Origin of the sequence: Thermobifida halotolerans (assembly GCF_003574835.2) — a bacterium.
GTDB classification, from domain to species: domain Bacteria; phylum Actinomycetota; class Actinomycetes; order Streptosporangiales; family Streptosporangiaceae; genus Thermobifida; species Thermobifida halotolerans.
The window spans coordinates 1034418-1051409 of record NZ_CP063196.1 but is presented as its reverse complement, the minus strand read 5'-3'; the positions used below and the strand labels follow the sequence as shown (position 1 = coordinate 1051409).

Annotated in this window: 16 protein-coding genes; 6 read left to right on the top strand and 10 right to left on the bottom strand. The window is 72.6% G+C overall.

Going from position 1 to position 16992, the window contains the following annotated elements; genetic code table 11:
- Window positions 1–24: 24 nt before the first annotated feature.
- From NI17_RS04630 to NI17_RS04595, 8 genes are all read right to left on the bottom strand, one after another.
- On the bottom strand, window positions 25–1008 hold the full coding sequence (locus tag NI17_RS04630) for an aldo/keto reductase (RefSeq protein WP_068692960.1): 984 nt from the start codon (window positions 1006–1008) through the stop codon (window positions 25–27).
- Window positions 1008–1409, bottom strand: coding sequence for a MerR family transcriptional regulator (locus tag NI17_RS04625; protein WP_068692959.1), 402 nt, complete (start codon window positions 1407–1409; stop codon window positions 1008–1010). The genes NI17_RS04630 and NI17_RS04625 overlap by 1 nt, the downstream gene beginning before the upstream one ends.
- A gap of 112 nt (window positions 1410–1521) precedes the next feature.
- Window positions 1522–2163 (bottom strand): TetR/AcrR family transcriptional regulator, encoded by a 642-nt coding sequence (locus NI17_RS04620; protein ID WP_068692958.1) that lies wholly within the window; start codon window positions 2161–2163, stop codon window positions 1522–1524.
- A 4-nt stretch (window positions 2164–2167) separates the two neighbouring features.
- Window positions 2168–3292 (bottom strand): acyltransferase, encoded by a 1125-nt coding sequence (locus NI17_RS04615; protein ID WP_068692957.1) that lies wholly within the window; start codon window positions 3290–3292, stop codon window positions 2168–2170.
- 95 nt (window positions 3293–3387) lie between these two features.
- Complete coding sequence (locus NI17_RS04610; RefSeq protein ID WP_068692956.1) at window positions 3388–4107, bottom strand: hypothetical protein; 720 nt, start codon at window positions 4105–4107, stop codon at window positions 3388–3390.
- A 298-nt stretch (window positions 4108–4405) separates the two neighbouring features.
- Window positions 4406–5251, bottom strand: coding sequence for an SAM-dependent methyltransferase (locus tag NI17_RS04605; RefSeq protein WP_234402060.1), 846 nt, complete (start codon window positions 5249–5251; stop codon window positions 4406–4408).
- A 314-nt stretch (window positions 5252–5565) separates the two neighbouring features.
- A complete protein-coding gene (locus NI17_RS04600) occupies window positions 5566–6798 on the bottom strand; it encodes an acyl-CoA dehydrogenase family protein (protein ID WP_243597609.1) in 1233 nt (410 codons plus the stop codon).
- A 137-nt stretch (window positions 6799–6935) separates the two neighbouring features.
- Window positions 6936–8372 carry a helix-turn-helix transcriptional regulator gene (locus NI17_RS04595; RefSeq protein WP_068692955.1) on the bottom strand — a complete coding sequence of 479 codons (1437 nt, stop codon included), beginning with the start codon at window positions 8370–8372 and terminating at the stop codon, window positions 6936–6938.
- Between the two features lie 211 nt (window positions 8373–8583).
- On the opposite strand from NI17_RS04595, the gene aceA reads away from it, so the two are divergent.
- A complete protein-coding gene (gene aceA / locus NI17_RS04590; protein ID WP_068693005.1) occupies window positions 8584–9873 on the top strand; it encodes an isocitrate lyase in 1290 nt (429 codons plus the stop codon).
- A gap of 295 nt (window positions 9874–10168) precedes the next feature.
- Window positions 10169–10996: a CPBP family intramembrane glutamic endopeptidase gene (locus NI17_RS04585; RefSeq protein WP_068692954.1), complete on the top strand. Its 828-nt coding sequence runs from the start codon at window positions 10169–10171 to the stop codon at window positions 10994–10996.
- 10 nt (window positions 10997–11006) lie between these two features.
- Here NI17_RS04585 and NI17_RS04580 read toward each other — a convergent pair whose 3' ends face one another.
- Window positions 11007–12245 (bottom strand): MFS transporter, encoded by a 1239-nt coding sequence (locus NI17_RS04580; protein WP_199860131.1) that lies wholly within the window; start codon window positions 12243–12245, stop codon window positions 11007–11009.
- A 118-nt stretch (window positions 12246–12363) separates the two neighbouring features.
- On the opposite strand from NI17_RS04580, the gene NI17_RS04575 reads away from it, so the two are divergent.
- From NI17_RS04575 to NI17_RS04560, 4 genes are all read left to right on the top strand, one after another.
- On the top strand, window positions 12364–13053 hold the full coding sequence (locus NI17_RS04575) for a FadR/GntR family transcriptional regulator (protein WP_068692952.1): 690 nt from the start codon (window positions 12364–12366) through the stop codon (window positions 13051–13053).
- Between the two features lie 207 nt (window positions 13054–13260).
- Complete coding sequence (locus NI17_RS04570) at window positions 13261–14043, top strand: ABC transporter permease (RefSeq protein ID WP_068692951.1); 783 nt, start codon at window positions 13261–13263, stop codon at window positions 14041–14043.
- A complete protein-coding gene (locus tag NI17_RS04565; protein WP_068692950.1) occupies window positions 14036–14842 on the top strand; it encodes an ABC transporter permease in 807 nt (268 codons plus the stop codon). The genes NI17_RS04570 and NI17_RS04565 overlap by 8 nt, the downstream gene beginning before the upstream one ends.
- 2 nt (window positions 14843–14844) lie before the next feature.
- Complete coding sequence (locus tag NI17_RS04560) at window positions 14845–15837, top strand: ABC transporter ATP-binding protein (protein WP_234402059.1); 993 nt, start codon at window positions 14845–14847, stop codon at window positions 15835–15837.
- Between the two features lie 65 nt (window positions 15838–15902).
- Here NI17_RS04560 and NI17_RS04555 read toward each other — a convergent pair whose 3' ends face one another.
- Window positions 15903–16826 carry an Lrp/AsnC family transcriptional regulator gene (locus tag NI17_RS04555; protein ID WP_068692949.1) on the bottom strand — a complete coding sequence of 308 codons (924 nt, stop codon included), beginning with the start codon at window positions 16824–16826 and terminating at the stop codon, window positions 15903–15905.
- Window positions 16827–16992 lie beyond the last annotated feature (166 nt).

Here is a 16992-nt window from a genome sequence, read left to right as displayed (position 1 = left end):
TCGCCGGGGGCGGCGGGCGCGTGCTCAGCCCGCCGCGTCGAGCAGGGCCCGCTGGTCGGCGGTCAGTTCCACGTCGACCGCGTCCAGCGCCTCGTCGAGTTGGGCGACGGTGCTGACCCCCACCAGCGGGATGACCGCCGGGTCGCCGCCCATCAGCCAGGACAGCACCACCTGGTTGGCGGTGGCACCGCTGTCCGCGGCGACCTCGCGCACGGCCGCCATCCGCGCCTCGGTGCCCGGGTGGCCGTAGGGGCGCGACAGCTCCCGGTCGGCGCGCACGTAGGCGCCGTGGAGCAGGGAGGTGTAGGCGACCAGGGCCAGCGGCCGGCCGTCCCGGTTCTCCTGGGCGATGTGGTCCAGGTGGTCGGCGGTGGCGTGCACGTGCCCGGCCTCGGGGAGCGGGATGTCGAACCGGGGCTGCAGGTAGCTGTAGCGCAGTTGGGCGACCTCGTAGCGGGGCCATCCCCGGGCGTCGCTGAGGGCGCGCGCCCGCTCCAGCCGCCAGGCCCGGTGGTTGCTCGCGCCGAGCAGGCCCACCTGGCCCTCCTCGGCGAGTTCGGCCAGCACCCCCAGGGTCTCCTCCAGCGGCACCGAGCGGTCCTCGATGTGCGGGTAGACCAGGTCGAGGCGGTCCATGCCGAGCCGTTTGCGGCTGCCCTCGACGGCGGCGCGCACCGCGGCCGCGGACAGCCCCTCGGCGTCCTCCAACCCCCGTCCGGGGGTGCGGGGTCGGGCGCCGAACTTGGTGGCGACGAGGATCTCGTCGGTGACGCCGCGCGCGGCCCGCCACCGTCCCAGCAGGGTCTCGCTCTCGTCTCCGACGAACCCCTCCACCCAGAACTGGTAGTTGTTGGCGGTGTCGACGAACGTGCCGCCCCGCTCGACGAAGCGGTCGAGGATGGCGAAGGACTCCTCCTCGCCGACCTGGCTGCCGAGCTTCATCGCGCCCAGGCAGACCGCGCTGACCCGCCGCGCCCGGTCCCCGCTGCCGATGGTCGTGTAGCGCATCAGCTGACCTCCTCCTTCTGCTTCTCGGTCCGGCGTTCGGCGAGAACGCCCCTGTAGTAGTCGATCTTGTCGCGGATGGTCTGCTGGCGGCGGCGCAGTTCGGCGATGCGCTCGGTCAGCTGCGCGTCGTGCGTCTCCAGCGCCTCGACGCGCTGCGGGACCGTGTGGTCGCCGTCGCGGACGAGTTCGGCGAACGCGCGCAGCCGGGCGATGGGCATGTCGGTGTCGCGCAGGCAGCGCACCAGGTCGAGGAGTTCGACATCGTCGGCCCGGTAGCGGCGGTGTCCGGAGGGAGCGCGCTCCACCTCGGTGAGCAGCCCCTCCTTCTCGTAGTAGCGCAGGGTGTCCAGGCTCAGTCCGAACCTTCGGGCCACCTCGCCGGGGGTGTAGTAGTCGGCCATGGGTCACAAGCCTGGATGCTGGAGTGCACTCCAGGTCAAGTCCTGACCTTTCCGGGGCGGGGTCTGCGGGGTCGGGACCGCCTGGAGGCCCTCCGGTCCCCCGGTGCCGGTCTCAGGACGGGTGACTCGGCTCGTCGCCGGTGACGGCGCCCACGACCGCCTCGGTCAGGTCGGCGATGACGTCCTCGTAGGCGATCTCGGGATGGTCCAGCCACCACTCCCCCACGGCCCGGACCATGCCGACGACGGCGTGCGCCACGATCTGGGCGCGCACCGGGTCGGCGACGTGGCGCTCGGCGGTCAGCGTCTCGGCGAGTTCGTCGCCGAAGCGGCGCACCATCATGCCGACGTCGCCCCGGGTGCGCGGGTCCTCTGCGGTGGCGCGGTGCATCAGGAAGCGGTAGAGGTTGAGGTTGTCGCTGATCATCCGCAGGTACGTGCCGACGGTGGCGCGCACCCGCGGTCGCAGGCCGGTGTGCTCGCGCAACTCCTCGCGGACCCGCTCCATGAGCGGGTCGACGTGCCGTTCGGCCAGCGCGCGGTACAGGCCGCTCTTGTCGCCGAAGTGGCGGTACAGGATGGGTTTGCTGATCCCCGCCTCGGCCGCGATCACGGCCATGGGCGTGTCGGGGCCGTCGCGCTGGATGACGGTGTCGGCGGCGTCCAGGATGGCACGACGGCGCCGGGGGTCGCGGCCTCGGACGGCACGCCCGCCCGACGCACTCGGCGGTGACGGTGCGGGATCGGGGCTCACGGCTCTAAACCGTAGCGCGCAGTCCCGGGACCCGGCGGAGCACGGCGGTGACGGCGAGACTGGCCGCCAGGACGACGGCGGTGTGGGCGAGCACGGTGGCGACCATGGCGACCGGGTGGTCGGGTATGCCGGTGAACGCGCGCAGTTCCCGCAGCATGACCAGGTGCACCAGGAAGACGCCGAAGCTGAGGTCGGCCAGGGTGCGCAGCCGCCTGCGGGGGGCGGTGGTGTCGCGGTCGGCCGAGGTGAGCCGCGGCCACCGGGCGGCCAGCGGCTTGAACAGCAGGAACAGCGCCACGGACATGGCCAGGACGGTCGGTGAGAGGTAGTCGTAGGTGTAGGCGGCCTGGGCGTTCCACTCGCCGTGGGCGAGTGCGGTGGCGCCCACCACGCCGGTGGTGGCGGCGACGCTCGCGGCGAGCACGGCGGTCGCGGTCCACACGCCGCGCCTGCCCAGGGTGGTGTCGCGCAGCAGGTAGCCGAGGAGGTAGTAGCCGACATAGGGCAGGAAGCGGGTGACGGCGTTGGGTTCGCCGATCCCGGCGAAGGCGGAGATCGCCTGGTCGGCCACGCCCAGGCCGATCGCCGTGGCGGCCGCCCACCACAGCATGCGGGTGGGCGCGTGGGCGACGAAGACCCTGAGGAAGGGGGTGAGCACGTACAACCCGGCGAGGACGAACAGGAAGTACAGGTGCAGCACGGGTTGGCCCGCCAGGATCCGGTGGAGCGCCCCGATCCAGTCGGTCTCCTGCTTGACGAACAGGTCGACGGACAGGTAGAAGGCACTCCAGACGACCAGCGGGATCCCGATGCGGCTGAACCGCCGCCGGTAGAAGGAGCGCAGGCCCTCGCGGCGGGGCGCGAGCAGCAGCGCCCCGCTGATCATGATGAAGACCGGTACGCACCAGCGCACCAGCGAGTCCACGACGTTGGCGGTCCACCAGGTCGCCGAGCCCAGGTCGGTGTGGTCGCGGGTGACCACCGTGGCCACGGCGTGCAGCAGGACCACGGCCGTGATGGCCGCGATCCGCGCCAGGTCGAGCCAGACCGTCTCCACCGGGGTGGCGGCGCCGGTGGCGGACCGCGGCGGCTCGGTCGGTCTGGTGCGGTGGGGGGCGTGTACGGTCATAGCAGAACCCGATTGCGGTCGGCGGCGACTGATTTCCGATATCGTACCGTTACCGGATTCCCATCGCTTTCCCAGGGAAACGCAAAGTCGGACGCTCACCCCTCCCTGAGCCGGATCCACACGGCCTCGGCGCGGGCCAGTTCGGCCCCGTCCCCGTCGTACAGGGCGCTCGCGGTGCGGACCTTGCGTCCCTGGACGTCGAGCAGCCGCCCCACCACCACGTGGGCCCGTCCCGCCCGGACCGGCGCGAACACCGCCGCGGTCAGCTGCCCCAGCAGCATGGGGCGCCCGGTGATGTCGACCGACCAGCCGCCGGGGCAGTCGAGGGCCGCCCACTCCATCGGGGTGTCGGTGGTGTCCGGTCCCGGACGCCACACGCAGGCCACCGTGGTCGCTGCGGGGTCGCCGCCCACCGGTCCGGCGAAGAGCCGCAGCCCGTCGCCTGCCTCACGCGCGGTTCCGCACACGAAGCAGGTCGGGAACGGGTGGTCGCGCAGGCCCCGGTAGCCCTCCTGGGCGCGTTCGGCCTCGGCGGGCGGCACCGGCGCGGTGTGCCGTTGCGGCACCGGCGCGGGGGCGCCCTCGGCGACCAGCTCCTCTCCGGACAGCAGGTGGACGCCGCCGCCGGGGGTGCGGCGCACCTCCATGGGGGTCTCCAGCGGCGGGGGCGTGCGGAGCCGGACGCGGACCGCGGGGGCGTCGACGAACCGGGCGACGCGGCCCGAGACGTATCCGCCGTTGGCGGAGCCGGGCGGACCGTTGAACCGGGCGGCGACGGTGATCGGGTCGGGGGTGTCGTGGGACGTGTCGGTCATCGGGCGCGCGGCGCGCGGCTCCCGTACGCGTGCCGGGCGCGGACGCCGCTTCCTCCCCTCGGTGGCGGGCGGTCACGGGTCAAGCAGGCGGCGCCGACGGCGTTCGGCGCCTTCGGCACCGCGCCGCCGCCGGGCCGCGACCACTGGAACGCTCTCATACCCGTGCCGCGTCCGCGCGCGGCTCGGGGTGCTTTCCCACGGCGCCCCGCTCCGGGCCGCCGAGACGGGCGGTCCCGGCGGCCGAGGTGGTACGTGCGGCCCCGCCGTTGCCAGCGCGGTCGACGGCGTGCGGCGTCCGTCAGTTCTTGACGCCCAGGCCCGCCATCATGAACTGCTCGTAGGGGTTCAGGTTGCCGGGGTCGACCGGGGTGTCGGGCCGCCACAGCGCGTGGAACACCAGGCCCGGTTCGACCAGTTCGAGGTCACCGAAGAACGTCCGGATCTCCTGGGGGGTGCGGGCGTAGCCCACGCCCAGGGCCTCGCGCGCCATGTCGGTGATGTCCTTCTGCACCTGCAGGCCGGTGTAGGTCCAGGAGGTGATGGCCACCATGCTGCCCGCGGGCAGGGCGTCGACGTAGCGGCGCACCATTCCGGCGGGGTCGGCCGCGTCGGGGATGTGGTGCAGGACCGCGATCAGCATCAACCCCACGGGCCGGTCGAAGTCGATGAGCTTCTTCACCTCGGGGGTGCTGAGCACCTCGTCGGGGCTGAGGAAGTCGGCGGTGGCCACGGCGGTGTTGCCGTTCTCGGCCAGCAGCGCCCGGCCGTGGGCCAGCACCACGGGATCGTTGTCGATGTAGACGACGCGGGCGTCGGGGTTGACCTCCTGGGCGACCTGGTGGGTGTTCTGCGCGGTGGGCAGTCCCGAGCCGAGGTCGATGAACTGCGCGATGCCCGCCCCGGCCATGTGGCGCACCAGGCGGACCAGGGTCCTGCGGTTGTGGACCGAGACCTCTTTGACGCCCGGGTACTGCTGTTCCATCTGGTCGACCAGGGCGCGGTCGATGGGGAAGTTGTCCTTGCCCCCGAGCGAGTAGTCGTAGGCGCGGGCGATGCTGGGGACGTTCGGGTCGATGCCCACGGGTATCTGCTGCGGCTCCGGGGGAGCGGCGTTCATCCAGGGGTTGCGGGACGCGTTCGGCATGACGCAATGCTAGCCAGCGGTCACGCTCGGCGGGGCCGGAATCCCCGAGGGGACAGGGGATCCGCGCTTTTCGGACGGCCGCTTCCGGGCGGCGGCGCGGTCCCGCGGAGGAAGCACCGGGGCTCTTGGGACCGGAGGGAGTCCCGTGCTCCGCTCCTCGGGGAGAAGTTCCAGGTCGTCTCAGCCCGGGGGAAGTTCCGAGGACCCCCTCCCAGGGGTGGGCCGCTCCCGGACCACTCCCCGGAACGCCCCGCCGCTCCCCGGCGGCCCGGACCCGGTTGCGGCCTCCGGACCGGGGGAGCTCGGCCCTCCACTCAGCGCAGCGGCAGGCCGGTGACGCTGCGGCCGATGATGAGGCGCTGGATCTCCGAGGCCCCCTCGAAGATGGTGAAGACGGTGGCGTCGCGGTGCCAGCGCTCCACCGGGTACTCGCGGGTGTAGCCGTTTCCGCCGAGCAGGCGGATGGCGTTCTGGGTGACCCAGGTGGCGGTCTCGCTGGCGAACAGTTTGCTCATGGAGCCCTCGGCCTGGGTGAAGTCCCTGCCCTGGTGGGCCATCCAGGAGGCCCGCCACACCAGCAGGCGGGCGGCGTCGATGCGGGTGGCCATGTCGGCGAGGGTGAAGGCGACCGCCTGGTGGTCGCCGAGCGGTCTGCCGAACTGCTCGCGTCGGCGGACGTAGTCGCGGGTGTACTCGTAGGCGGCGCGGGCGCAGCCCACCGCCATCGCGCCGACGGCGGGGCGGGAGGCCTCGAAGGTCCGCATCGCGGCCTGCCCGCCCGAGCGGCGGCCCTCGCGGGCGCGGGCCAGGCGCTCCTCCAGCCGCTCCCTGCCGCCGAGCAGGCAGCGTCCGGGGACGCGCACGTCGTCGAGGACCACCTCGGCGGTGTGCGAGGCGCGGATGCCGTGCTTGCGGAACTTCTGCCCCTGGGACAGCCCCCTGGTGCCGGGCGGGACGACGAAGCTGGCCTGGCCGCGCGAGCCCAGTTCGGGGTCGACGGAGGCCACGACCACGTGGACGTCGGCGATGCCGCCGTTGGTGATCCAGGTCTTGGTGCCGTTGAGCACCCACTCGTCGGCGGCCTCGTCGTAGACGGCGCGGGTGCGGATCGCGCCCACGTCGCTGCCCGCGTCGGGCTCGGAGGAGCAGAACGCGCCCAGGCGCACGTCGTCGGCGGTGCCGAACATCTGCGGGGTCCACTCCAGGACCTGCTCCTGGGTGCCGTTGGCGGTGACGGCCACCGCGGCCAGCGTGGTGCCGGTCAGCGACAGCGCGATGCCGGGATCGCCCCAGTACAGCTCCTCGTAGACGACGGGGATGCCCACCCCGCTGGGCTCGAACATCTGGTTGGCGAAGAAGTCGAGGGAGTACAGGCCGATCCTGGCGGCCTGCTGGAGGATCGGCCAGGGGGTCTCCTCCCGTTCGTCCCACTCCGCGGCGGCGGGGCGGATGACGTCGCGGGCGAACTCGTGCACCCAGTCGCGGATCTCGCGCAGGTCCTCGCTCAGTTCGAGGCTGAACGCCGGTGCGGGCGTCTGGTCGGTCATGGCGGCTCGTCCTCCGAGGGGCGTGGACACATAAGTGTTACCAACGGTAACATCTGGCCGGGGTCGTGCCACGGGGGTGGCCCCGCTCCCCGCCGGGGCCACCCCCGTGGCACCGCCCGGGCCGAGCCGCGGCAGCGCTAGGCGATCTCGTACTTCTCCAGGAAGGTGTAGACGTCGGTCTCGTCCACGCCCGGGAACTGGCCGGTCGGCAGGGCGGCCAGGACGTGGGAGTGGGCGCGCGCCGACGGCCAGACGTTGCCCTCCCAGCGCGACGCCAGCTCGGAGGGCGGCCGTACGCAGCACTCGCCGACCGGGCACTCCGACTTGGTGCGGTTGGTGGTCTCCCGGCCGCGGAACCAGCGCGACTCCTTGTAGGGCACGCCCAGGGTGATCGCGAAGTTGCGCTCCCGGCTGGGGTCGACGTGCGCCACGCACCAGTGGGTGCCGTTGGGCTTGTCGGTGTACTGGTAGTAGATCGAGTAGCGGTCGGGCGAGGCGAACACCTGCCGCCCCGACCAGTAGCGGCACAGCCGCTGCCCCTCCACGGCCCCGGTGTCGTCGGTGGGGAAGATCAGCCCGTCGTTCTGGTACGCCTTGTAGATGATGCCGGTCTCGTCGTTGCGGATGAAGTGGCAGACGAGGTCGAGGTGGCGGGTGGCCAGGTTGGTGAACCGGTGCGCGGCCATCTCGTAGGAGACGGCGTAGACGTCGCGCAGGTCCTCCACCGACAGGTCGCGCACCCGCTTGGCGTCGGCCAGGAACGGCACCGCGGTGGACTCGGGGATCAGCACGGCGGCGGCGAAGTAGTTGGCCTCCACCCGCTGGCGCAGGAAGTCGGCGAAGTCGCGGGGCGGGGTGTGGCCGAGAACGAAGTGCCCCAGCGTCTGCAGCAGGATGGTGCGGGGGGTGTGCATCCCCAGCGACTCGCGCTTGAGGTAGATGCGCCGGTTGCGGGTGTCGGTGACCGAGCGGACCGAGCGCGGCAGGTCGGGGACGTAGCGCAGGGTGAACCCGTGGTGGGCGACCATCGACAGGATCATCCCCTGCGACAGCGCGCCGCCCCGGTAGCCCACCGCGTCCAGGGTCTGCTGCGCGGCCTGTTCGATCTCGGGGAAGTAGTTGTCGCGCTCGCTCATCAGGCGGCGCAGGTCGGCGTTGGCGCGCCGCGCCTCCTCGGGGGTGGTCGTCGGCTTGACGGTGCGCCGCCTCAGCTCCTCGTACAGGCCGACGATGTGCTCCAGCACGTCGTTGGGCACCCGCTTGCCGACCTTGAGGTGGGGCAGGTTCAGGGACCGGTAGACCGGGTCGCGCTGCGCCTCCTCCAGCGCGATCTCCAGTTGCGCGCGGCGACTGGGCGGCTGGCGGGACAGCAGCTCCTCGACCGAGACGTCGAGCACCTTGGCCAGCGAGGTGAGCAGGGAGAGCTTGGGCTCGCGCTTGCCGTTCTCCAGCAGTGACAACTGCGACGGCGCGCGCCCCACGCGTTCTCCCAGCTCGGACAGTGTCATGTTGCGGGATCGGCGAAGATGCCGGAGCCGTTGGCCGAAGGTGACGAGATCTAGGTCACCCGGCAAAGTCGGTATTTCTTCAGTCCCAAAGTACGGCATGCGTTCATGATAGAGAAAAAACTGAAGATCTTCACCCGAATCCGGCTCGAAAAACCGTGGAAGTTTGCGAAGAATGGTGTCCACCGGCGGGGAACGAACCGCGAACCGCACCACACACCTGCGGGGGGTCTCCAGCCGGTCGACTTACCAGGGGATCAGAACCGAAGGCGGGAAGACCATGAGCATCACCGGTCGTCAGCAGGAAGCCAGCGCCGAGCTCCAACGGCAGTGGGAGACCGACCCGCGCTGGAAGGGCATCGAGCGCACCTACTCCGCCGAGGACGTGATCCGGCTGCGCGGCTCGGTCACCGAGGAGCACACGCTGGCCCGTCTGGGCGCCGAGCGCCTGTGGAAGCTGCTGCACACCGAGGACTACATCAACGCCCTCGGCGCGCTGACCGGCAACCAGGCCGTCCAGCAGGTCCGCGCCGGCCTGAAGGCCATCTACCTGTCGGGCTGGCAGGTCGCGGCCGACGCCAACCTGGCCGGTCAGACCTACCCCGACCAGAGCCTCTACCCGGCCAACTCGGTTCCGCAGGTCGTGCGCCGGATCAACAACGCGCTGCTGCGCGCCGACCAGATCTCCTGGTCGGAGGGTGACGAGAACGCGCCGCACTGGCTGGCACCGATCGTCGCCGACGCCGAGGCCGGCTTCGGCGGCGTCCTCAACGCCTACGAGCTGATGAAGGGCATGATCGCCGCGGGCGCGGCGGGCGTGCACTGGGAGGACCAGCTGGCCTCCGAGAAGAAGTGCGGCCACCTGGGCGGCAAGGTCCTCATCCCGACCGGCCAGCACATCAAGACGCTCAACTCCGCCCGGCTGGCCGCCGACGTGGCCGGGGTCCCGAGCCTGATCGTCGCCCGCACCGACGCCCAGGCCGCCACCCTGATCACCAGCGACGTCGACGAGCGCGACCGGCCGTTCATCACCGGTGAGCGCACCGCCGAGGGCTTCTACCGCGTCCGCAACGGCGTCGAGTCCTGCATCGCCCGCGGTCTGGCCTACGCCCCCCACTCCGACCTGCTGTGGATGGAGACCTCCACGCCGGACCTGGAGGTGGCCCGCCAGTTCGCCGAGGCGATCAAGGCCGAGTACCCGGACCAGATGCTGGCCTACAACTGCTCGCCGTCGTTCAACTGGAAGCGCCACCTGGACGACGCCACCATCGCCAAGTTCCAGCGCGAACTGGGCCACATGGGCTACAAGTTCCAGTTCATCACCCTGGCGGGCTTCCACTCGCTCAACTACTCGATGTTCCACCTGGCCAAGGGGTACGCGGCCAGCGGCATGAGCGCCTACGTGGAGCTGCAGGAGGCCGAGTTCGCCGCCGAGTCCGACGGCTACACCGCCACCCGCCACCAGCGCGAGGTCGGCACCGGCTACTTCGACATGATCAGCACCGCGATCTCGCCGGACGCCTCCACCACGGCGCTGACCGGGTCCACCGAAGAGGCCCAGTTCCACTAGATCCCCCGGCGCGGGGCGCGCCGGGCGGCCCCTCCCCCTCCCGGCGCGTCCCGCCCCTCCCAGACCCTCCCGGAAGAAGACCGGCGTTCAGCGGCTCACTGACGTCGCGGTCTTCGACACGACGTCCGCCCCGCCCCCGCTTTCGTGGCTGGGGCGCGGGCGGGGCGGACGTCCCCGCCGCCGGTCCCGCGGTTCCCGTGTCACCCTCGGGACCGGCGGCCCGCTCCGTGTCCGCGGTCCGCACCGCCGTGGTCCGGTTCCGGCCCCCGTCCGACCCGCTGGCAGAATTCCGGGCATGGCCGAACCGATTCTGGACTCCGCGGGGCAGACCCCCCCGGTCCCGCGCCGCCCCCCGTCGCCCCCGCCGCTGTCGCGCCGGGCGGCCCACGTCGAGATCTGGTGCGTCCTGGCGCTGTCCCTGGGCGCCTCGGCCGTGGCCGCGACGATCTCCTTCGTCGGCGCGCTGACCGCTCCCGAGGCCCTCTCGGAGCAGACCGCGAGCCTGGTGACCTCGGCCGCCGACGCCGAACGCCCCTGGCTGGACCTGTCCTGGCAGTTGTACCGGCTGGTGTTCGCGCTCGCCCCGGTGGCGCTGGTGCTGCACCTGCTGCACCGGTCCGGCGACTCGGCCCGCGCAATCGGCTTCGACCTGCGCCGTCCCGGCTTCGACCTGGGCTGGGGCGCGCTTGTGGCCGCGGGCGTCGGCCTGGGCGGTCTGGTCGTCTACCTGGTGTCGGTGCAGTTGGGCCTCAACCGCCCCATCGCGCCGAGCACGCTGAACGGGCACTGGTGGCAGCACGCCGTGCTCGTGCTGCAGGCGGTCAAGAACGGCGTGCTCGAAGAGGTCGTCGTGGTCGGCTACCTGATGCTGCGGCTGGAGCGGCTGGGCTGGTCGCCGGTGCGCGCGGTGGCGGCCTCGGCGGTGCTGCGCGCCTTCTACCACCTCTACCAGGGGGTGGGCATGTTCTTCGGCAACCTGGTGATGGGGCTGGTGTTCTGCTGGTTGTACCGCCGCTGCGGCCGGGTGATGCCGCTGGTGGTGGCGCACTCGCTGATCGACATCGTGGCGTTCGTGGGCTCGGTCCACCTCATCGGGCGGCTGGACTGGCTGCCGGGCGCGTGAGCCGGCCGCCTCACCTTCCGGACGCGGAGACCGGCGCGGCGCCCGCCAGGACGTCCTCCACGTGGCGGGGGCGGCTCAGGAACACGCCGCATCCGCCGTGGACGAGCGCGAGCGCCACCAGCAGGGCGATCGACAGCCGCCAGTCGCCGCTGACCTCGCGCAGCAGTCCGAACAGGAACGGCCCGACCCCCGCCAGCAGGTAGCCGGGGCCCTGGGTGGCCGCCGACAGCGCCGCGGTGCCCTGCGGGGTGCGGGCGCGCAGGCCGAAGAAGGTCAGCGCCAGGGGGAAGGAGGCCATGCCCACTCCGATGAGGGTGGCCCACACCCACGCGCCGCCGACCGGGGCCGCCAGCAGCCCGGCGAAGCCGACCAGGTAGCAGACGATGAAGAAGACGACGAGGGGCCACTGGTCGCGCAGCCGAGCCGCCAGCGCGGGCAGCAGCAGCGAGGCGGGCACGGCCAGCGCCGTCAGGTACGACAGCACCAGGCCCGCCTCGGCGGCGGCCATCCCGTGGTCGCGCAGCAGTTGGGCGAACCAGCCGAACATGATGTAGGCGATGGCCGACTGGGTGGCGAAGAACAGGACGCTCTGCCAGCCCAGGGCGGTGCCCAGGACCGCGCGCACGCTCGTCGTCCGCTCCCCGGACGCGCGCGGCGGCTCGTGGCGCAGTGCCGCCGCCCAGGGGACGATCGCGACCAGGCCGAACAGCGCGTAGCCGCCCAGCGCGGGACGCCAGTCGCCGCCGAACGCCCGGGCGACGGGGACGGTGGCGGCGGCCGCGGCGGTGGTGCCCAGCGCCATCGCGGTGGTGTAGGTGGCGGTCAGCGCTCCCACGCGGTCGGGGAAGTGCCGTTTGACCAGGGTGGGCAGCAGCACGTTGCCGACCGCGCCGCCGGACAGCGCCAGGGCGCTGAGCGCCAGGAACAGCCACTGGTCGTCGACCAGGACCCGCGCGGCCATGCCCGCGGTGAGCGCGCCCAGGGAGGCGAGCAGCACGCGGTGCTCGCCCCAGCGGCGCAGCAGCGCGGGGGTGAGGGCCCCGAAGGCCGCGAAGCACAGGACCGGCAGCGTGGTGAGCAGTCCGGCGGTGGCCGCCGACATCCGCAGGTCGGCGCTGATCTCCTCCAGGAGCGGCCCGACGCTGGTGATCGCCGTGCGCAGGTTGAGCGCGGCCAGGGCCACCCCCGCGGCCAGCAGCCACCACACCCCGCGTGACGGCCCCGAGTTCGGCGACACAGCCGGCCCCATTTCATAGGATGATCCGATATCGGATTACGAGGGTAACGCATAGTCGCCAAGAGGCATCCTCTCGCGAGAGACTTGGTCTAAGCTCCCGCGTTAACGGATATCCCCTAGGAGGTAGCGCGTGCCCCTCGCCTCGACGCGTCGCACCGGACTTGTCGACCAGGTCATCACCCAGTTGAAAGCGCAGATCGACTCGGGCGAGTGGTCGGTCGGCGACCGGATCCCGACCGAGTCCGAACTGTCCGACCAGCTCGAAGTCGGCCGCAACACCGTACGCGAGGCCGTGCGGGCACTCGCCCACACCGGCCTGCTGGAGATCCGCCAGGGAGCGGGCACCTTCGTGCGCGCCTCCAGCGAGCTCGGCGGAGCGCTGCGTCGCCGCCTGAAGCGCTCGCAACTGCGCGAGAACTTCGAGGTGCGCCGCGCCCTGGAACTGGAGGCCGCCCGCCTGGCCGCGCTGCGGCACACCGACGACGACCTCGCCGCCATCGACACCGCGATGGGCGAACGGCTGGCCGCCTGGCGCACCCGCGACATGCAGGCGTTCATCGAGGCCGACTTCGCCTTCCACAAGGCGGTGGTGGCCGCCACCCACAACTCGCTGCTCGTCGAGCTGTACGACGACATCGCCCAGGTGGTCTACGAGAGCATCGCGCACACGGTGTACGAGGAGGGGCCCGACGCCGTCGAGGACGACCCCACCCTGGACCACCAGAGGCTGGCCGACGCCATCCACGCGGGCGACGCCGACCGCGCGCTCCGCGAGGCCGCCTGCTACCTGGACGAACTGGTCACCCTGGCCGAGGACTGACCGGAACGGATTCCCCTTTCTCTCCCCCTCCTCGCTTCCGGCGCCGCCGCGCCCCGCGGACGTCGTCGGCGACCACGGCCGCTTCCGGCCGTGCCCCCTCCCACCCCGCGGCGCGTGCTAGGGTCTTCAACCGCGGCGCTCCGGACCTGCTGTTCCCGCAGGGACGTGCCTTCCTTGTCGAGAGGTCTTTTCCGAGGAGTTCGGCACGTGCGGGTCTTCTGCGCGGTGTTCGCCCGCGGGCTGCGCCGCCACTCCACCTACCGGGCGGCGACGCTCTCCGGCATCGTCGTCAACGGCGTCTTCGGCGCGATCAACGCCATGGTCCTGCTCGCGGTGTTCGACGCGCGCCCCCACATCAACGGCTACACCGCCGCCGACGCCGTCACCCAGGTGTTCGTCGGCCAGGCGCTGATCGGCGTCACCGCGGTCTTCGGCCCGCCACTGGAGCTGGGAGCGCGCGTCCGCGACGGGACGGTCGCCTCCGACCTGCTGCGCCCCGTCCCTCCCACACTGTGGTGGCTGGCCCAGGACCTGGGACGGGCCGCCTTCGCTCTGCTGGTCCGCAGCGTTCCCACCCTCGCCGTGGGCGCGGCGCTGTTCGACCTGGTCCTGCCCGCCGACCCACTGCGCTGGGCCGCCCTTCTGGTCTCCGCCGTGCTGGCCGCGCTGGTCGGGTTCGGGCTGCGCCACCTGTACGCGCTCAGCGCGTTCTGGCTCGCCGACAGCCGGGGGGTGGAGGCCGTCGGGTGGCTGCTGGGGCCGTTCTGCTCCGGCATGCTGCTGCCGCTGACGCTGTTTCCCGACTCCGTGGCCGCGGTGCTGCGGCTGCTGCCGTGGGCGGCGCTGGTGCAGGTCCCCGCGGAGATGCTCCTGGGCCACGGCGCGCCGGGCGGCCTGGCCCACCAGGCGGTGTGGGCCGCCGCGCTGCTGGCGCTGGGCGCGCTGCTGAGCGCCCGGGCGGCCCGCCGCCTGGTGGGCCAGGGTGGTTGAGCGCGCGCTGGTCCCCTACGTGCGGCTGGCGTGGATCTGGTGCCGGGCCTTCGCGCAGTATCCGGCGTCGCTGGCGCTGCTGACCCTCGCCCAACTGGGCGCGACCGGCTCGGAGCTGGTCGCCGTGCTCTTCGTGTTCGGACACGTCGACGCGCTGGCCGGTTTCGCCCTGCACGAGACGCTGCTGGTCTACGGGCTGGCGGGGACCGCCTTCTGCACGGCCGACCTGCTCATGGGCAACACCGAGCGGCTCGGGGAGCACATCCGCAGCGGCGCCTTCGACACCATGCTGGTGCGCCCGGTCCCGCCGCTGGTGCAGCTGGCCACCGACGGCTTCTCCCCGCGCCGCCTGGGCAAGCTGGTGCCCGGCGCGACCGCGCTGGCCGTGGCCCTGGCCGCGGTGGAGATCGACTGGACGGCGGGGCGCGCCGCCATGCTGGCCGTGCTGCTCGTCTCGGGCACCGCCCTGTGCTGCGCGGTGTGGGTGGCGGGGGCGTGCGTGCAGTTCTTCGTCGCCGAGGCGCGGGAACTCGCCAACTCCGTCACCTACGGCGGGCAGGCGCTGACCGAGTACCCGCTGGCGGTCTACGCCCGCGACGTGGTGCGCGCGGTGACCTTCGTGGTCCCGCTGGCCTTCGTCAGCTACCAGCCCGCCCTGTACCTGCTCGACCGCCCCGACCCGCTGGGCCTGTGGCCGGGGCTGCGCCACCTCTGTCCCGCCGTGGCCGTGCTCGCATGCGTCCTGGCCGCCCTGGCCTGGCGCGCGGGGCTGCGCCGCTACCGATCCACGGGGAGTTGACCGTGACCTTCGTCATCGACGCCCACGGCCTGGGCCGCGGCTTCGTCCGCTCCACCGGTCCGCTGCTGCGCCGCAGACGCGAGCGGGTGAGCGCGGTGCGCGACGTGACGTTCTCGGTGGCACCCGGCGAGATCGTCGGGTACCTGGGCCCCAACGGCGCGGGCAAGTCCACCACGATGAAGATGCTCACCGGCATCCTCGCGCCCACCCGCGGCCGACTGCGGGTGTGCGGCCTGGAGCCGTCCCGGCAGCGGACCCGGCTGGCCGCGCGCATCGGCGTGGTGTTCGGCCAGCGGACCACCCTGTGGTGGGACCTGCCGCTGCGCGACAGCCTCACCCTGGTCCGCCACCTGTACCGGGTGGACGCCGCCGCGCACGCCGCCCGGTCGGCCGAGTTGACCGAACTGCTGGAGCTGGGGCCGTTCCTGGCCACCCCGGTGCGCCAGCTCAGCCTGGGCCAGCGCATGCGCGGCGACCTCGCGGCGGCGCTGCTGCACGACCCCGAACTGCTGGTGCTGGACGAGCCGACGATCGGACTGGACGTGGTCAGCAAGTCCGCGATCCGGGAGTTCCTGCTGCGCCGCAACGCCGAGCGCGGCACCACGATCCTGCTGACCACGCACGACCTGGGCGACGTGGAGCGGCTGTGCCGCCGGGTGGTGGTCATCGACCACGGCCGGCTGGCCTTCGACGGCGGCCTCGACGCGCTGCGGGCGGGTGCGCCCACGCCGCGCACCCTGGTGGTGGACCTGGCCGCGCCCGCCGGACCGATCGAGGTGGCGGGGGCGCGCACGGTGCGGGTCGAGGGGCCGCGCCAGTGGTTGGAGCTGTCGGGCAATCCCGCGGAGGTGGTCTCGGAGGTGGTCTCGGCGGTCGCCCGGCGGCACGCCGTCGTGGACCTGACACTGCGCGAGCCCGACATCGAGGACGTGGTGGCCCGCCTGTACGCGCGCGGCCGCGACGTCCCCCGGGAGCCCGCCCCCGGCGCGGGGTGAGCGGGCGGCGCGCGACCGGCGGGGCGGATCGACGGCCCCGGCGGGGCGGCGCGCCGCCCCGCGCCTCACCCTCCCCGGGGCTGCGGGACCGCGGTGCGCGGCTGTCCGTCGATCCGCTGCCGCTCCTTGGCCACCGACAGGTAGTCCCAGGTCTCGGTGTAGCTGACCTCGGGGCAGCCGCGGATCGTCTCCAGCGTCTCCACGATGGTGCGCCGGTCGGCCGCGGTGACGCCGCCGACGACGTCGTAGCTGCCGAAGCCCGTGGCCGCGAACGACACCCCGGTGAGGGTGGCGAGGCTGGACGCCAGCGCCGAGGCGTCGCCGCGGCAGCGCAGTCCGAACCCCAGGCGCTCGGTCACCCCGACCGCCGACGCCTCGATCAGCGCCGTCACGTGGATGACTCCGGCGTCGATCAGCCGCACCACCCGGGAGCGCGCCGCGGCCTGGGACAGCCCGACGGTCCGGGCGAGGTCGGCGTAGGAGGCCCGCCCGTCGACCTGCAGGCAGCGCACCAGGCGCCAGTCCAGCGGGTCGATGGGGATCTCCCGCAGCGGCCGCACGCTGGAGTACTCGTCCTTGGCGATCTCGTCGCCTCGGAAGACCTCCGCCTCGACGACCCCGGGGATCTTGCGCACCTGGGTGAGCTCGGTCGCCAGCGCGTTGTCGTCGCGGACCCGCACGTGCGCCACCACGGGGAAGCGCCCCGCGGTCTGCGCGGTGAAGACCACCGACTCCCGCCGGGTCAGCTCTTCCACGACCGGCCGCACCGGTCCGCAAACACGAAGTGAAATGTGTCCGAACACCTCCATTCCCATGACTCCGGCGTGCAGCACCCCGACGATCCGGATCGCCCCGGTGGCGATGAGGTGCTTGACCCGGGCCCGGACCGCGGTACGCGACAGTCCCACCCGGTCGGCCAGAGCCTGATAGGTCGCTCTTCCGTCCCCCTGCAGCGCTCGCACGAGCGCCGCGTCGACCGCATCGAGCACGATGTGTGCCTTTCGTTGCTGTGACGACGTCCTCGTCCCCCCGGACGTCGCCCCCTCCTGCGGCCAGATCATGGCAGCTACCGCGGCGGTTAACTACCGATCGCGGAAGAAACAGGGTCGACTTCGACCAGCCAACACCAAAGAACCAGGCGTAACATCCACATAT

What these genes read in the sequence shown, in the direction of transcription:
- NI17_RS04630 (WP_068692960.1), bottom strand. Translation starts at nt 1,008, where the DNA reads ATGCGCTACACGACCATCGGCAGCGGGGACCGGGCGCGGCGGGTCAGC.
- NI17_RS04625 (WP_068692959.1), bottom strand. Translation starts at nt 1,409, where the DNA reads ATGGCCGACTACTACACCCCCGGCGAGGTGGCCCGAAGGTTCGGACTG.
- NI17_RS04615 (WP_068692957.1), bottom strand. Translation starts at nt 3,292, where the DNA reads ATGACCGTACACGCCCCCCACCGCACCAGACCGACCGAGCCGCCGCGG.
- NI17_RS04610 (WP_068692956.1), bottom strand. Translation starts at nt 4,107, where the DNA reads ATGACCGACACGTCCCACGACACCCCCGACCCGATCACCGTCGCCGCC.
- NI17_RS04605 (WP_234402060.1), bottom strand. Translation starts at nt 5,251, where the DNA reads ATGCCGAACGCGTCCCGCAACCCCTGGATGAACGCCGCTCCCCCGGAG.
- NI17_RS04600 (WP_243597609.1), bottom strand. Translation starts at nt 6,798, where the DNA reads ATGACCGACCAGACGCCCGCACCGGCGTTCAGCCTCGAACTGAGCGAG.
- aceA (WP_068693005.1), top strand. Translation starts at nt 8,584, where the DNA reads ATGAGCATCACCGGTCGTCAGCAGGAAGCCAGCGCCGAGCTCCAACGG.
- NI17_RS04585 (WP_068692954.1), top strand. Translation starts at nt 10,169, where the DNA reads ATGGCCGAACCGATTCTGGACTCCGCGGGGCAGACCCCCCCGGTCCCG.
- NI17_RS04580 (WP_199860131.1), bottom strand. Translation starts at nt 12,245, where the DNA reads ATGGGGCCGGCTGTGTCGCCGAACTCGGGGCCGTCACGCGGGGTGTGG.